The organism is Mesorhizobium sp. 131-3-5 (genome assembly GCF_016756575.1).
Classification (GTDB): Bacteria; Pseudomonadota; Alphaproteobacteria; order Rhizobiales; family Rhizobiaceae; genus Mesorhizobium; species Mesorhizobium jarvisii.
Map to the genome: position 1 here is coordinate 1,739,215 of NZ_AP023254.1, position 15,793 is coordinate 1,755,007.

General features: G+C 58.9%; 10 protein-coding genes and 2 pseudogenes. 9 read left to right on the forward strand and 3 right to left on the reverse strand.

Going from position 1 to position 15,793, the window contains the following annotated elements; genetic code table 11:
• The first annotated feature begins 42 nt into the window (after nucleotides 1-42).
• The 5 genes and pseudogenes from JG747_RS08545 to JG747_RS08565 all read left to right on the forward strand — a co-directional run.
• Nucleotides 43-972 carry a cation-transporting P-type ATPase gene (locus JG747_RS08545; RefSeq protein WP_202361580.1) on the forward strand — a complete coding sequence of 310 codons (930 nt, stop codon included), beginning with the start codon at nucleotides 43-45 and terminating at the stop codon, nucleotides 970-972.
• Nucleotides 969-1,991, forward strand: a complete 1,023-nt coding sequence (locus JG747_RS08550) for an ABC transporter transmembrane domain-containing protein (RefSeq protein WP_202361581.1) — start codon at nucleotides 969-971, stop codon at nucleotides 1,989-1,991. The genes JG747_RS08545 and JG747_RS08550 overlap by 4 nt, the downstream gene beginning before the upstream one ends.
• Nucleotides 1,992-2,248: 257 nt before the next feature.
• Nucleotides 2,249-4,039 (forward strand): adenylate/guanylate cyclase domain-containing protein, encoded by a 1,791-nt coding sequence (locus tag JG747_RS08555; protein ID WP_202361582.1) that lies wholly within the window; start codon nucleotides 2,249-2,251, stop codon nucleotides 4,037-4,039.
• A 348-nt stretch (nucleotides 4,040-4,387) separates the two neighbouring features.
• Nucleotides 4,388-4,931: pseudogene (locus JG747_RS08560) on the forward strand (arginase family protein); the annotation flags it as partial.
• A 2-nt stretch (nucleotides 4,932-4,933) separates the two neighbouring features.
• Nucleotides 4,934-5,311, forward strand: a pseudogene (locus JG747_RS08565) (ornithine cyclodeaminase); the annotation flags it as partial.
• On the opposite strand, the gene JG747_RS08570 reads toward JG747_RS08565, so the two are convergent.
• A complete protein-coding gene (locus tag JG747_RS08570) occupies nucleotides 5,310-6,032 on the reverse strand; it encodes an antitoxin Xre/MbcA/ParS-like domain-containing protein (protein ID WP_202361583.1) in 723 nt (240 codons plus the stop codon). The pseudogene JG747_RS08565 and the gene JG747_RS08570 sit on opposite strands and share 2 nt — an antisense overlap.
• A gap of 326 nt (nucleotides 6,033-6,358) precedes the next feature.
• Between JG747_RS08570 and JG747_RS08575 the strand changes: the two genes are divergently transcribed.
• Nucleotides 6,359-7,543 carry a porin gene (locus JG747_RS08575; protein ID WP_202361584.1) on the forward strand — a complete coding sequence of 395 codons (1,185 nt, stop codon included), beginning with the start codon at nucleotides 6,359-6,361 and terminating at the stop codon, nucleotides 7,541-7,543.
• A gap of 418 nt (nucleotides 7,544-7,961) precedes the next feature.
• Here JG747_RS08575 and JG747_RS08580 read toward each other — a convergent pair whose 3' ends face one another.
• Together JG747_RS08580 and JG747_RS08585 are read right to left on the reverse strand one after the other, a co-directional pair.
• Nucleotides 7,962-9,644: a tetratricopeptide repeat-containing sulfotransferase family protein gene (locus JG747_RS08580; protein WP_202361585.1), complete on the reverse strand. Its 1,683-nt coding sequence runs from the start codon at nucleotides 9,642-9,644 to the stop codon at nucleotides 7,962-7,964.
• A gap of 315 nt (nucleotides 9,645-9,959) precedes the next feature.
• Nucleotides 9,960-11,051: a RelA/SpoT domain-containing protein gene (locus JG747_RS08585; RefSeq protein WP_202361586.1), complete on the reverse strand. Its 1,092-nt coding sequence runs from the start codon at nucleotides 11,049-11,051 to the stop codon at nucleotides 9,960-9,962.
• Nucleotides 11,052-12,084: 1,033 nt separating this feature from the next.
• On the opposite strand from JG747_RS08585, the gene JG747_RS08595 reads away from it, so the two are divergent.
• Genes JG747_RS08595 through JG747_RS08605 form a run of 3 tightly spaced genes read left to right on the forward strand, consistent with a single transcriptional unit; the run spans nucleotide 12,085 to nucleotide 15,738 of the window.
• On the forward strand, nucleotides 12,085-13,299 hold the full coding sequence (locus JG747_RS08595) for a glycosyltransferase family protein (protein WP_202361588.1): 1,215 nt from the start codon (nucleotides 12,085-12,087) through the stop codon (nucleotides 13,297-13,299).
• A 1-nt stretch (nucleotide 13,300) separates the two neighbouring features.
• Nucleotides 13,301-14,545 carry a glycosyltransferase gene (locus JG747_RS08600; protein ID WP_202361589.1) on the forward strand — a complete coding sequence of 415 codons (1,245 nt, stop codon included), beginning with the start codon at nucleotides 13,301-13,303 and terminating at the stop codon, nucleotides 14,543-14,545.
• Nucleotides 14,542-15,738, forward strand: coding sequence for a glycosyltransferase family protein (locus JG747_RS08605; RefSeq protein ID WP_202361590.1), 1,197 nt, complete (start codon nucleotides 14,542-14,544; stop codon nucleotides 15,736-15,738). The genes JG747_RS08600 and JG747_RS08605 overlap by 4 nt, the downstream gene beginning before the upstream one ends.
• The last annotated feature ends 55 nt before the right edge of the window (nucleotides 15,739-15,793 follow it).

The following is a 15,793-nucleotide window of genomic DNA, read 5'->3' on the forward strand; positions in this document are numbered from 1 at the left end:
CTATGGAAGCGATAGCTAAGCACGGTGACTCATAACGCGAATATGGTCATCAACACTAATGCCGACCACATCATTATTGCCAACGTGTCCGAAATCACGGGCAGGGGCCCGTCAGGGAGCACCTATCGATCTGGCATTCTGGGTAAGGCCGTTATTCGCCAGAGCGTCTGTGAGATCCTCGAAGGCGGAGAAGCAGCGCCCGCGCCCCGTAAGTTTCACATCAAATTCCAGCACCTAGAGCGGCTCCGGCAGGACGATGGTCGCGGTTCACGCAACGCTCTGAGCTCTCCAGCGCAACTATCGCGCAGCCTGCCTGCTTCAGCCCGGATCGTAGATTCTCCGGCCTTGATGTCGATCAAGGAGGCTCGCGGCCTTCTTCGCTATCAAACCGCGATGATCGATAACTCAGCCTGCCCAACGTGGCGCGATGGCAAGCCCTACTGGTCGCGACCGGCTATCGAGGTGCCGCAGGAATACCGCTCTATGCCCACCGGACCGACTTCCACCGAGGCACGCGACGGGCTTTCGCACCACTGGCCAGACACGTTCGCTGATCATCGGCGAGAACAAGCGCTGGCGGTCCTGTTGCGGCGGTTTTGCAATCCGCTTGTTCTGATCGGGATCGTCGCGGCGATCGTTTCCTGTGTCGTCCGTGAAGGCCGCGAGGCCGTCATCGCAGCAATCATCCCAGCGAGTTGTGGTCTCGGCTTCGGTCAGGAATACAGCGCGTCTCACGCGGTCGACGCTTTGAAGCAGCGCATCACGATCGCCTATGCCCTTGTCTCGAAATGGTCGAAGAGGCTCTTCTTTGAGCACGACCGGCACCACTCGGGACCACGCCAGCGCGCAAGGCATGGCCGAGCGACGGTACCGGGCAGGATTGAGGATGACCGTTCAGATGGTCACCGACAGGGTGCGTTGGTCTTATCGGCTGGACCGGACTTGGAGGCGACTGGAGCGCACCGAAGGTGAGCAGAATTTTCACGACAGTTGCAGGGCACTTCACCCCGTTTAAGCCGATTGCCGACGCGATCCTTCCGGGCGAGAAGTTTCCTAGTTTTGTCCGACGCGCCAGCGGCACGCATCAGGTCTATGTCAGCGTGATCGCAATTTCGGTTGCCTTGGCCAACTTCATCCCCATCGACCTGCAGAGACGGGTCGTCGATGTTGCGATTGCCGACAAGGACGTACGAGCGCTACTGACACTCGCCGGCCTGTATCTTGCGGCTATACTGCTGCATGCGGGGCTGAAATACGCAATGATCGTCTATCAGGGCTGGGTCGGAGAGAGCGTGGTGAAGACGGCCCGCGACCAACTCGCTCTCGTCGCAACGCAAAGGTCCGCGCGCGACCACGCAAGGAGTGGTCAGACCGCCAGCATCATCGGTAACGAGATCGACTATGTTGGCGGATTTGTCGGCACCAGCATCTCGGAATGCGTAGTCAACGTCACGATTATGATCTCCGTCGTATCTTACATGATCTACATGCAGCCGGTGATTGCTCTGGTCAGCGGCGTTTCACTCCTGCCGCAGATACTGCTTGCGCTTTACATGCAGAATGACCTGAACACACTCGTTGAACGGCAGGTCGCGCTCGTTCGAAAGCTTGGCAACCAAGCAGTCAATTCCTTCGCCAGCCACTCGCCGAAGCGCCGAGCGGCCTTTCGCACGATACGCAGCATCTTCAGCAATCGCATCGAATTCTATTTCTTGAAATTCGGGCTGAAGACGTTGCTGAATATAGCCAACGCGCTTGGGTCGCTGATGGTCCTGATCGTTGGCGGCTATCTTGTGATCCGCGGGCAGACGACGATCGGCACGGTCGTCGCCTTCATTTCGGGCTTCCAACGCCTATCGGAACCCACGGGAGAACTTCTCGACTTCTATCGCACGTATTCGGAAGCGAAAGTGCAATTCCGGATGATCGTCCAGTGGGTTGACGGCGATCATCCCGCGCAAACCGGACATTCCGCGCACAGCCAGAATTGATCGATGTCTTGCCCGCCAGCTTGTTGCCATAGAGATTTGCTTGGCCGCTGCCTGAAACCAGACCGACTAGCGACAAGGCTAGACGTCTTGATTGCACCAGGTCTGGCGCTTTGCCGACCTGTCTCGAACGACTCCGGGTCGATCCGAATGCGGACATCCGCCCATCGGCTCGGGGCTATCTTCCCTGTGCTCAACGGCTCTATGTTGAGGAGGACGGAACTGATCTGGCTGCGTTCGGCTGGATAGAGGAGCGCGACGTGAGTGAGACCCGGAAAATAGCAGCGATTCTGGTCTCGGATGTGGTCGGCTACAGCCGGCTCGCCGGCGCGGACGAGGATCGTATCCTGGCTCGGCTGCGGGCGCTGCGCAGCGATCTAATCGATCCGACGATCGCCGTGCATCACGGTCGCGTGGTCAAGCGCACAGGGGACGGAGCCCTAGTCGAGTTTCGCAGCGTCGTGGACGCCGTGCGCTGCGCCATCGAGGTGCAGAATGGCATGGTTGAGCGCAATGCCGGGCTGCCGCCCGACCGCCGCATCGACTTTCGCATCGGCATCCATCTGGGCGATGTCGTGGAGGAGGGCGACGGTGATCTGATGGGCTACGGCGTCAATATCGCCGCGCGGCTCGAAGGCATTTGCGAGCCTGGCAGCATCTGTCTCTCCGAGCAAGCGTACTGGCAGGTCAAGGCAAGGCTCGATCTCGCAATCAACGATCGCGGCGCGGTGCAACTCAAGAACATCGCTGATCCGGTCCGAGTCTTTTCCCTGCAGGTCGGAGTCCCTGCTCAGGCGAAGCCCGCGGCACCCGTGGAGCCCGCTCGGCGGGACAAGCCTTCGCCACAGCTCGCGCTGCCCGACAAGCCTTCGATCGCCGTGTTGGCGTTCCAGAACATGAGTGGCGATCCTGAGCAGGAATATTTCGCCGACGGTATAACCGAGGATGTGATCACCGACCTCTCTAAGGTCGGGGGATTGCTGGTGATCGCGCGCAATTCGAGCTTCGCTTATAAGGGCAAGGCTGTCGACGTCCGGCGGGTGGCCAGTGAGCTCGGTGTCCGCTCGGTGCTCGAAGGGAGCATCCGCCGCGCCGGCAATCGTGTAAGGATTACCGCACAGCTGATCGATGCGGAGACCGGCGGACACCTTTGGGCCGAGCGCTTCGATCGCGAACTCAGCGACGTCTTTGCGGTCCAGGACGAGGTCACCCGGCGGATCGTCGACGCGCTGATGATCAAACTGAGCCCGAGCGAAGCCGCGATGCTTGGTGCTGTCAAGACGACCAGCAGCAAGGCACACGACTTTTTCCTGCTGGGGCGCGAGGCGCTGTGGGGGACCATCAGGAATCGTGAAGTGTTCGATCGCTCGACCTCTCTCTTCGCGCAAGCGATCGCCCACGATTCGAGCTATGGCGAACCCTATGCCGGCCTCGCAATGGCCGAGGTGCTCAACTGGCAGTTCCGTTGGACGGAAGGCTGGAGCGAGTCGCTTGAAAAAGCCGAGCGGCATGTCGACCTGGCCTTGCAGAAGAGACCGCAGGTTGCCTTCGTGCACTACGTTGCCTCGGTCTTCTACTTGTGGAAAAAGGATCTCGACCGATCCGCTGCTGAAGCGGACGCGGCGCTGAATCTCAATCCGAACTACGCTCAGGCGCACAACTCGCGCGGCATAGTCAACATCTATGGCGGCCAGCCCCTCGCGGCTATTCCCCATATCGAGCAAGCCATCCGGCTCGATCCCGCGCTAAAGCAGCTATACATCCACTTTCTCGGCTCCGCCTATCTTGTCGCCGGCAAATTCGAAGCTGCCTCGGCGCTGTTCAGGGAGCGTATACAGCTCGCGCCGAAGACCGACCTCTCTCGCGCCTTTCTTGCTGTCGCGCTCGGCCATTTGGACGAGGCCGAGGAAGCCGGCCGGGTCTGGCGCGAACTGATGGAGATCAATCCGAAATACTCCTTTGCCGAGCATGTTGGACGTCTCCCCTTCCGCGATCAGGCCGACATTGACCATCTGTCCGAGGGCCTCAGCAAGGTTGGCCTCCCGGTTTAAATGCAAATCTGCATCGATCTGTCTGCCTGAAAGACATTGTCTCGGGTCTCCTTACCGAGCTTCAAAAAAATATTGGGCGTTCGGAGTCGCGTCCGTCGCCGGCACAATGCCGAGTGCCAGCACTGGGTCGCCCTCGGCCGTTTTCATTCGTAGCCCGGACTACGGCAAACGTGATCGGCTATATGTCGAGCCCCTTTGTGGGGAGTCCGAGCCGGAATCGTTCGAGGCTCTGTTGCTTGTCTAAGTTTTGCATGGCCAAGCCGAATGTCTTCAACGGGATCATAGCGACGATGCCCACATCCACCTGACTGTCCGGCTTGGCGGTCCGCACAATGAAGCTGCCAACCCTCTCTTGGCATTGTGTCAGGCCTGGCCCGCCGCGCCACCGAGGCCGGGCGCCCGCTGTTCGTGTTGTGGCTCGACGCACATCCGGACTTCCACACGCTCGACACCACCGCCAGCGGCAACCTGCACGGTGTTCCGCTTGCCTACGCCACCGGCCGAGCGCAGCGCGCTCAACCAAGCGGGCGTCAGCGTGCACGACATGCGCGCCGTCGATGAGCATGGCATCGCGCCGCTGCTGCGCGCTTTCCTGGCGCGCGTGTCTGATGAAGACGGCCTGCTGCACAGTCTCGACGTTGACTTTCTCGACCCGTCGATTGCGCCGGCTGTCGGCACCACGGTTCCTGGCGGCGCGACGTTCCGCGAAGCGCATCTGGTGATGGAGATGCTGTCCGACAGCGGCCTCGTCTCCAGCCTCGACCTGGTCGAGCTGAATCCTTTTCTGGACGAGCGTGGCCGAACCGCGACGCCTATGGTCGACCTGACGGCGAGCCTGATGGGCCGCCGCATCATGGATCGCCCGACCCGCAGCCATTCCGGGAGCTTTTGATCATGACCACGGCAAAGCTGAACATCGTCCCCTTCGTCAGCGTCGACCGTATGATGAAGCTGGTGCTTGCCATCGGCGTCGAGCGCTCCCTGACCGAGCTCGCCAGCTACATCGAGGAGGATTTTCGGCGCTGGGAGCTTTTCGACAAGACGCCTCGCATAGCCTCGCACAGCCATGACGGCGTCATCGAGCTGCTGCCGACAAGCGACGGGCGGCTCTATGGCTTCAAATATGTCAACGGCCATCCCAAGAACATGCGCCTGGGCTTGCCGACGGTCACCGCTTTCGGCGTGCTTGCCGATGTCGGCAGCGGCTACCCGATGCTGCTCACCGAGATGACCATTCTCACGGCGCTGCGCACCGCCGATGCTGAGGTGATCAAGTTTTAACCAGAACGAGGCCATGCGATTTTCGACTACGAGCCCAAAGTCCCGCCGCCTCCACCACCAAATCGACCTTACCCGATGCCAGCAAGTCGATCGGTGCGTCGCCAGCAATGTCTGGATTTGGCGAAATCAACCATCTCCACGCCTCACGATGGCTACCCACGATTGAGATTGTCGAGGCAATGCCAGGCAGCGGCCGGCCATCTACAAATTGCCTCAACGGAAATACAGGCTTCCTGCTAGTCCGGGTATCGATAGCCACCGCCTCGTTGTGTTTCTGCCACCTATATAAAGTCGACCGCGGGATTCCGTAATACCGCTCGATCTCAGTAGGGCCTGCGACGGGGCCTGCCCAATCATCGGCTAGCGGTAGAGTCGCTTCCGGCTCAGGGAGGCTTGCCCTGAACCGTACCAGCCGTTGTGAAACTTGCCCGGTCGCGATTTGCACCAGATCCGCCGCAAATTCGGTGGCATAATTGGCGATGTCGTCCTCAACCGTCTTGAATGCCCGCTGCACAGCGTCTGTCTGGCAGACGATTTGAGACACAATAATCGCCGCTAACTCGGATGCCACCCTCATGGCAGGCAGGCGCATCTTCGGCCCATCTGTTTGCAGGACACTCTCTATCGCTAGAAAGAGCGTTTCCTGCAAAGCCTCTCGGGTGGCTAGCTTCTCTCTGTGACGCTCTTTCGACAGACGCCTTCGCGTAACCATTTTTCTCTCCGATTCCAGTTTGGCTGCGGCCCGATTCTCGCCATACAAAGAACATGGTGCCGGGCCCAGGCAAGGCCAATTCGTTACCAAATTGTTTATCAAGAGGCGAAAACGTGACGTTTCTGCAACAGGCAGTTCGGATAGCAGCCGGTCAGGGACACTCCTTCAACGATCTCGGTTGATCACAATGCTCCGATGGGTAATGTCGAATTCGAAGGAGCGGCGCGGTGCGCATCTTTTTCGGTAGTGGGGATGGGGCAGGGAACGCTGTCCTTCAGCAAAGAATACCCAGACCCGTTTTTTAACTTTTGACTGGAGGTCAGAAAATGAACATCAAGAGCCTTCTTCTCGGCTCCGCTGCGGCCCTGATCGCAGTTTCCGGTGCGCGCGCCGCCGACGCCGTCGTCGTCGCCGAGCCGGAACCCGCTGAATACGTCAAGATTTGCGACGTCTACGGCGCTGGCTACTTCTACATCCCCGGCACCGAGACCTGCCTGCGCATCGGCGGCTACATCCGTTACGACATCGGCGTCGGTGACATCGGATCGTTCGATGGTGCTCGCAGCCACGACGTCGTCGACGGCAAGGATCAGGGTACCTTCCAAAAGCATGCCCGCTTCTCGCTGAAGACCTGGACCGGCCAGGAAACCGAGCTCGGCACCTTGAAGACCTACACCGAGACCCGCATCAACTTCCAAAACCACAATGCCGATCTCGATCCGAACGCCGCTGAGAACACTGGGATTTCGCTGAACTTCGCCTGGATCCAGCTCGGTGGTCTTCGCGTCGGTAAGGATGAATCGGCCTTCGACACGTTCATCGGCTACGCCGGCAACGTAATCCAGGATACGCTTGTCCCCTACGGCGGCTTCGACACCAACCTGATCAGCTACACCTTCGATGCCGGCAATGGTTTCTCGGCCATAGTCTCGCTCGAAGAAGGTTCGGGTGGCGGCAACCAGGCTTTTGGTCACTTCTATGGCGTCGGCACGATCGACAGCTATGTTCCGCACGTCGTCGGCGGTGTGAAGTGGACGCAGGGCTGGGGTGCGATCACGGGCGTCGTTGCTTACGACAGCAACTATGAATCGGTGTCCGGCAAGGTCCGCTTGGACGTGAACGTCTCCAACGAACTGTCGCTGTTCATCATGGGCGGCTACGGTAGCGACGGCAAGCTCGATGATAACACCATTCATGATCCGGCTGGCGATCGCGGCTTCTACAAGCCGTGGGGCGGCAACTGGGCGGTGTGGGGTGGTGGCACCTACAAGTTCAACGAGAAGACCTCGTTCAATCTGCAAGCCTCGTATGACGATTGGAAGAACCTCGGCATTGCGGCGAATGTCGCTTATGACGTCGTTCCCGGCCTCACTGTCACAGCCGAAGTCGACTACGTGCATGCAGGCAGGTTTGACGACGCTTTTGACGGGACCGGAAACAATTACAACTGGACCGGTGGCACCAAGAAGAACAGCGTCGGCGGCGTGCTCCGCTTCCAGCGCTCCTTCTAAGACCTGATATTTCGGGACAGGAAAACCCGGCGGGCAACCGCCGGGTTTTTCATTTTGTACGCGCAAATTTTGTGCGAGTTCGCCGCCGCGCCTTTGTGACTTATCGCCTTTCCGCAAACCGCATGGCGATCCTATCTGAGTGTCTTGAAGCAGTTCCGGCCGAAACCGCCGGGAATCGCGGACTTGCCCGCACAGCACCGCGCACATTCCGACGCAAGCCCGCTGCCGCGGTCGGCCTAAGCACGATCTTTTTCGAAGATGGGGTAGTGGTTTCGGTCAGGCGCGGCTGATAGCCGCCGAAACCGGCTTCCTACGATGGCCACATTCAACCGGTTCACGAAGAACAGAACCACCGACGCGCTTTCAACGCATCGCCTCCCGGCGCACCGCTGCGCCCTCACGGCGGCTTTACCGAAGATCAGGTGTCGGCCAGGTCACCCAAGGCTTCGATCAGGGGAGCGATCTCACCTTCGAAATTCTTCCAGCGCTTCACGGAGGATTTGTAGATCGGCTGACGGACCTGCCAGCGGCTGGGCGTGGTGACCGCCCCATCCTTATCGAAAAAGCGGAGGCATGCGTCATCCCAAGGCAGCCCCAGATAGTCTATGAGCCGGCGCGATTGTGCCTCTTGATCCTCTACGAGCGTCTCATAGCGATTTTCAAAGATACGACCCGGTAAAACCTCGTTCCAGTGCCGCATCAAGCGGTCATATTCGCGATAGTAGAGGCCGACTGTCCGCAGGTCTGTATTGTAGCTGTGTGCCGAACTGAAAGGCAGGGCAAAGCACGACACGCAATTGTCGATGGCATCGCGGCGGCAGTGAATGATGCGGGCATTGGGAAAGAGCAGGGTGAGGAGGCCGATCAATTCGAAATTGTGCGGCATCTTGTCAACGATGCGCTGCGCGGTTGGAGCGCGCTCCCTCAAATAAGATAGGTGCTCTTCGGCCAACGTCCTGGACAAGCTTTCAGTGACCGTCATGACCGGCTTGTCGAGATTAGAAGCGGTGGGTTTCAGACCCATCGCGTTGGCTACCCGACTCAGTTTGCTGAGCTCTCCGGCGCCATGGACCTTCGGATGACTGGCGCATATCTGTTCGGTAAGCGTTGTGCCGGAACGCGGCATCCCGACCACGAACACAGGGGCTTCCGAAGGATTGCCGTAGCCGGACCGTTCGGCAAAGAAGTCCGCCGTGAAGGTCTCGATCGACGCGTCAATGAAGCGGCGGTACTGGTCTATGTCGAATCTATAGCCTTCGGCCTGTTTCGCCTTTTTGAAATGGTCGAAGGCTTCCGCATAGTGCTTGAGGTCGTTTTCCACCTTACCGGCGGCGTAGTAGAGACTCGCTTTCGTCTCCGGCTTAAGTCCCGGGCTCTCCAACTCGCGCAGGATCGGCTGGAGTTCGGCCGGTTCCTCGGTGAATTTTCGGGTCTGCACAAGATCGTAGTACGCCGCCCCTACGTCGACGCGGCGATCGATCGTCTCCTTAAGAAAGACACCGGCCTCTTCCATGCGCCCAAGACCAGTGAGCGCAGCCGCCATACCGATCCGCGCCTTGGGGTGATCACGGTTAATCTTCAGCGCCTTCTCATAAAGCGGCAAGGCCAGGTCGGGTTTGTCGTACTGGGTGTATACGCGCCCCAAGGCACAAAGGGCTTCCACAAGATCAGGCTGCACTTCCAGGGCATACTTGATGTGCTTTATCGCAGCTGAAAATTCACTCAGCTTCCCATAGGCCTCGCCGAGGCTAAGATGGTAGTAGGGATTTCTAGGCTCCTCCGCGATCGCGCGTCCGAAATAGCGCAAAGCCGCTTCGTCGTCATAACCCAGGTAAACGGTGCCCATGATGTAGAGAGCCAGCGGATGGTTCGGCGTGCGCGATAGCACCTTGAGGCATATGTCCTGAGCTTCTGCCAGCCGTTTGGCCTGTTGATGTTCATACGCCTGCATCAGCAATTGGTCATCAGCCCGCGCACGCGCGTCGTTGGCAGCGCGCACGAGTGGTTTTGCCACTGTCGGATTTGCTTGAGGGAAGCGCGGCTTCGGCGCAGGACCAGACTTGAGGTGCTTTGCCCAGGCGGGTGGCAGACGGTTGTTCATTGAACCTTGCTAGCAAAATGGACAGGAAGAATCCAGTCGAGCTATGCTGTCAATGTCGGAGTTTGGCGGCGGCTGGCGACCTGTCCAAATAGCCCCCGAAGGCCACCCGGAAGAAAGATTGGAAAGCTTAATCAGAAAGAGCAATCCGGGCGGTTCGAGGAAGGCGCTCAGAGGCTAGAGGGAAGCGGCAAGGATTTGAACGGCAATCGGGCAAATTTTGCTGAGGAAGGCAGCTGCTCCGGCTACTTCAGACGGAAGCGATGCTTGGGCCGACCATAATCGGGCCTTTTTGCAGGACTTCGGGACTGCCACTTGTTACGGCGCCAGACCGTATTCGACAGCCGCCTTCTCCGTGCAGATGGATTTCAGATTACGAGCAAATAACGAAACGTCTCCGAAGTAATTCGGATACGTTTCAAAAAGCTTTTCGACCTTATCTACCTCGACCAATACAGCAGTTACGTCAATGCCCCTTAGCTCTATTTTTTTCTCTATCTCTTCCAATGTCCGCACGCCTAACATAAGCGTTCGGAATGGTTCGAGGGTCACGCTATGATCTCTGCCATACTGGATCAAATAGTATCGAGATTTTTCCGTTGACCGCACGAAGTTCTCTGAGTAGTGAATAAGATTCTTAATGTCTTCTAGTATGCTGGTCGCACCTATACGCTTATTGATATCTCGCAATTCTCGCACCCGGTCATCGTGATCCGGAACACCGATATAAACGGGACACTGCTCAACGAGCGCGAATTCCGCCGACATAAGCTGGAACAGACGTAGCCAGTCCTGCTCGCCCTTTCCGTGCTGCAAATCCTGACCCCGGAATAGCCCGACAGCCTCGACTGCAGTTGCCCACGTGTGCTGAAGTCTGGTCCGAACTTGCAATTCGATGCGTCGTCCCTCGAAAGCCTCAGTGTCGGCATTTTTGGGCCGGTACTTGAAAACAATATGGTGACTTCGATACCCGTCCGGCTTCGGCTCATCGATATAGTTAAATTCCCGAGTGTGGATCTCGTGGGGGAAATTCTCCCGCATCGATGCCAGAAGCGAGCGAACACCTTTGATATCGGCCATGATCGCTCGGCAACCGCCAATGTCGTCCATGGTGTCCAAATTCGTGGTGGACTCTCGGAGCCTGCGACGTATGGATGCCATACGCTTCGGGCGGGATGCCATGTCGCCCTTCAGTCGAAGGGCTCTCATGTGGTGACCGACAGAAAACCGAACGCTCCGCATGGGCAGAAAGTGCGAGTCGCGCCAGCTATTGGCGATTGAGAAGATCTCGAGCGTGTCCACGTAGTGGCCGGCAGTGATGTCTCGTCCGAACTGAATAGGTTTTGCCAGCTGGCCGCCTGCCTTGCGAACGGCTTCCATGCTGTAGGCAAGGCGCGGGTACTCAGTCATTGGACCCATGAAGTCAAGGTAGTCCGCCTCATTCTGACTGGCGAGAGTACCGCGGGGAATCAAATCTCTTGGATCATGAGCTTTGGGTACGCGAAGTACAATATGTGGTAATATAACCCTTCGCTGCGCCGAGCCCCATTCAGCAGGAGATCGCCGTATCCCTAAAGCCCCTAGCCGATACCCTGGTCGCTCGACAAACCTTGGCATCGTCGCACTCTTAGACAGGCTAGGCCCGATCACGGCTCGAGGCATCAGGATCTCATCGGGCTGTTTGGATGCTCGAATTGCAAGGCAGCGAGTCGCGACCGCCGGCCTATGTTCTTTAAATTCATCCCCGGTTACCAACGCCAGTGGTGGGCTGGAACCGCAACGGGCGCTTCCTGGCCGTCGTGGGATGGCCTCTGGATGCACCGACCTAGACTCCTGGGTGCAACGGATGCATTCTGCCCCGTGGGGAAGGGAATGGGTAACATCTCTCCTGCTGCCAGACCTAGGAGGCGTAGGTCTGGGGTGCATCTGGTTCTTCACTATCGTCTCATGACAGTGCAGGCGATGCGCGGGGTGACCTGCGCAGCCGACATTGCGTTCGCAATGGCAAGTCGGATAGCCGCGGCTGATATCTGAGATCCAGCGACACAGAGAGGTGCAAGGATCATATGGAAGACGGCCTACTGGTCCTCGAACTGGCCCGAGAGGCCAGCCGCCTGTTTGCTCAACAGGCTCCCAACGAGAAGAAACGGCTCTTGAATCTGCTGCTTTCGAATGGCGAATGGAATCGCGGCGAGGTTAGCGCGAACTTCAGGCAACCCTTTGACTTACTTATAGATTCAGCGGCCGCTGCGGCATCGAACGAGCCGCCGGGGTGAGATTGTCCGCAAGGCATGCAGTTTGGCTGAGCAATCTACGGTTTTTTGGTAATACAAATTGAAAATTGCGCCCTCATGTTTCACAACAGGTCGGTAGAGCCAGGACGGTTCGAAGCCTGCGGGTTTGTCACGGTCCTCAAGGCGAGAATTCGAAAAGACGTTCAACGATGACCCAGCACGCAGAAAACGCTCGAATTCTCATGTACAGCCACGACACGTTCGGGCTCGGCCACTTGCAGCGCTGCCGGACGATCGCGCATTCGCTGGTCGAGGATTTTCGCGGACTTCAGGTGCTTATCATTTCGGGTGCGCCTATCGCTGGCGCCTTCGACTACCGCGCCCGTGTCGACTTCGTGAAGATCCCCAGCGTCATCAAGCTGCGCAACGGCGAATACACCTCGCTGGAAAAGGATATCGATCTGCATGAGACGCTGAGGATGCGCCAGTCGATCATCCGCCACACGGCCGAGACCTTCCGGCCGGATATCCTCATCGTTGACAAGGAACCGCTCGGCCTGCGCGGTGAGATTGAGGACACGCTGTCCTACCTCAAGACACGGGGCACAACGCTCGTGCTGGGCCTTCGCGAGGTGATGGACGCGCCGCATCTGCTCGAAGCAGAGTGGGCACGCAGGGATGTGCTGCGCAAGATAGGGCTATTCTACGATAAGGTCTGGGTCTACGGTCCGCCGGATTTCTACGATCCGTTGACTGGCCTGTCTGTACCGCCGGGTGTCAGAGCAAAGATGAAGTTCGTGGGTTTCCTGCAACGGAGCCTGCAGAAGAACGAGTTGCCGGGCCACCGGCCCGAGGGCGAATATATCCTCGTTACCACCGGTGGCGGCGGTGACGGTGGTGAGCTGATTCACGACGTCATCGATGCCTATCAGCAGGATCCGCAATTGCAACATAGGGCGCTAATCGTGCTTGGGCCTTACATGCCAGCGCGCAAGCGCAACAAGCTGCTCAGAAAAGGGTCCAAGATCCCCTATATCAAAATCATCGAGTTCGACAATCGCATGGAAGAGCTGATTGCCGGCGCCAAGGCGGTGGTGGCGATGGGCGGTTACAACACCTATTGCGAGATACTGTCTTTCGACAAGCCGGCGCTGATCGTGCCGCGTGTCAAGCCTCGCGAGGAACAACTTATACGTGCACGGCGCGCTGCCGAACTAGGCCTCATCGAGATGCTTTTGCCGGAAGAAGCAGAGGATTCTCAGCGGTTTGCCAAGGCATTGGAAGGGCTGCCAAACCGGCCCCGCCCATCGCAGAGCAATCCGCATCTGACGCTGGAAGGGCTGCCCCATATTTCCGAAATCGTCGCGGAACTGCTCGACCGGCGGGCCGGCCATCACCTTTCGGTCATTGAAGGCATGAGCTGAGTTGCAACATCGCAAGATCGTCGTGGTTCTGAAGGGCTATCCGCGGCTGTCGGAAACCTTCATCGCGCAGGAACTGCTCGGTCTGGAGCGTTCGGGGTTCGACCTAATACTCGTCGCGCTCAGGCGGCCGACCGACGCAAGACGTCACCCCGTGCATGACGAGATCAAAGCGCCCGTCCATTATCTGCCGGAATATCTGCATGAAGAGCCGCTGCGCGTGTTTCGCTCGCTGTTTGCTTATCTGCTGCGGCCGGGCTTCTGGCGCGCGCTCGGATCGCTAGCTGCCGATATCCCCCGCGACTTTACGCGCAGTCGCGTCCGCCGCTTCGGACAAGCGCTCGTGCTGGCGGCCGAATGGCCGGAAGACGCGGGGTGGTTGCATGCCCATTTCGCTCACACGCCGGCATCGGTGACGCGCTATGCCAGCCAGCTTCGTGGCCTGCCCTGGAGCTGCTCGGCCCATGCCAAGGACATCTGGACTTCGGCTGACTGGGATCTGGCCGGCAAGCTTTCCTCGGCGCGTTGGACGGTCACTTGCACGAGAACCGGGTTCGACCGTCTTAAGGAACTCGCTAACGGCAACGCGCGTGTGCATCTTAGTTATCATGGGCTCGACCTTGATCGCTTCGGCAGTTTCGGCGAGGCTCGGAACCAAAATGACGGCTCGACGCCGGACGACCCGGTTATTGTTCTGAGTGTCGGGCGAGCCGTTGAAAAGAAAGGTTACGATACCTTGCTGGAGGCCCTTGCCCTCTTGCCTGGTGATTTGGCGTGGCGTTTTGAGCATATCGGCGGCGGCGAGGAACTGGAACGGCTCAAGGCGCTGGCGCAAAAACTCGGACTGGATGGTCGCGTCTCTTGGAAGGGGGCGCTTGCGCAGCAGGAGGTGCTTGAGCACTACCGTTGCGCCGACCTCTTCGCCCTGGCCTGCAGGATCACCGCAAATGGTGACCGGGACGGTCTGCCGAATGTGCTGGTGGAGGCGGCTAGCCAGCGGCTTGCCTGCGTGTCGACCGATATTTCCGGCGTGCCAGAGCTTTTATCGCCGGATGAAACCGGGCTGCTGGTTCCGACGGAAAACCCAGTTGCCTTGGCACAGGCGCTGGAGCGCCTGATCCGTGATCCCGTGCTGCGCGCCCGCCTCGGCGAGGCCGCAGAGCGGCGCGTGCGCGACAATTTCGATCATTTGGCAAGCATTGGACAGCTCAAGGAACTGTTCGAGCGGGAGTGGCGGGCCGCCGAATGAAGCGGCTGCGGGTTTTCTTCTATGTCCAGCACCTGCTCGGTATCGGCCATCTCGCGCGCGCCAGCCGCATCGCGGCGGCTCTGGTCGATGACGGGTTCGACGTAACCGTCGTGACCGGCGGAGCGCCGATCGCGGGGTTTCCCGGACCGGGGGTAATATCTGTAACCCTTCCGCCTGTCACCTCCGGTGATGAAGGATTTTCCGGACTTGTCGACCTGCAGGACAAAGCCATCGACGATGATTTCAAGAAATGGCGTTCCGAGACGCTACTGCAGGCATTCCGGGATTGCAGGCCTGATATCGTCATTGTCGAGGCGTTTCCATTTGGACGCCGGCAGATGCGTTTCGAACTCTTGCCGCTCATCGAGGCCATCGACGCTGCCTCGCCCAGACCGCTGCTGGCGACGTCCGTCCGTGATATCCTTCAGGAGCGCGTCAAGCCGGGTCGAACCGAGGAAACGGTCGATCTCCTCAACCGGCATTTCGACCTTGTCATGGTCCACGGCGATACGGCTTTCGCAACCATCGACAAGACATTTCCAATGGCTGGGGCCATCAGGGCCGAGGTCACCTACACAGGGCTCGTTGCCGCGCCGCCGTCGCCCGCGGCTTCCGAGCTGTACGACGTTGTGGTTTCGGTTGGCGGTGGGGCTGCCGGAAAGAGCCTTGTCCGGTCCACCGTCGCGGCAGCGCGGAATGCCACCAACGGTTGGAAATGGTGTTTGCTCACCGGCCCGAACCTGCCGAAAGACGAGTTCGACGCGATCGTGCGCGATGCCTCGCCTGACTTGGCCATCTTCCGGTTCCGCGAGGATTTCGCCAGCCTGTTGACCGGTGCCCGGGTGTCAGTCTCGCAGGCGGGTTATAACACGGTCTGCGATGTCCTGCGCGCGGGTTGTCGCTCGCTGCTCGTTCCATTTGCAGCCGGCGGAGAAACCGAACAGACGGTTCGCGCTCTGATGCTCGAAGAACTCGGTCTCGCAACGGTGCTGACGGAAAAAGACCTGACGCCTGAGGGCTTGGTGCGAGCGATCGAACAGACACTTACCGGACCGACGCCATCCGCGCATCGTCTCGACCTGGAAGGTGCGCGTCACTCCGCGCAAATCCTGCGCGAACGGTATCGAACATGGTCCCTAAAAATGGGGTCCGGTTTCGGAAAGCAACATGCCCAAACAGACGATGGGTCCTAGACTGTTCATGGGCCTTATCGCCCACTTTGTCTGGCGACTACGACGCACTTCAAGT

Coding starts and splice junctions, on each gene's coding strand:
- JG747_RS08545 (WP_202361580.1), top strand. CDS start 43: ATGGTCATCAACACTAATGCCGACCACATCATTATTGCCAACGTGTCC.
- JG747_RS08570 (WP_202361583.1), bottom strand. CDS start 6,032: ATGGTTACGCGAAGGCGTCTGTCGAAAGAGCGTCACAGAGAGAAGCTA.
- JG747_RS08575 (WP_202361584.1), top strand. CDS start 6,359: ATGAACATCAAGAGCCTTCTTCTCGGCTCCGCTGCGGCCCTGATCGCA.
- JG747_RS08580 (WP_202361585.1), bottom strand. CDS start 9,644: ATGAACAACCGTCTGCCACCCGCCTGGGCAAAGCACCTCAAGTCTGGT.
- JG747_RS08585 (WP_202361586.1), bottom strand. CDS start 11,051: ATGACTGAGTACCCGCGCCTTGCCTACAGCATGGAAGCCGTTCGCAAG.
- JG747_RS08595 (WP_202361588.1), top strand. CDS start 12,085: ATGACCCAGCACGCAGAAAACGCTCGAATTCTCATGTACAGCCACGAC.
- JG747_RS08605 (WP_202361590.1), top strand. CDS start 14,542: ATGAAGCGGCTGCGGGTTTTCTTCTATGTCCAGCACCTGCTCGGTATC.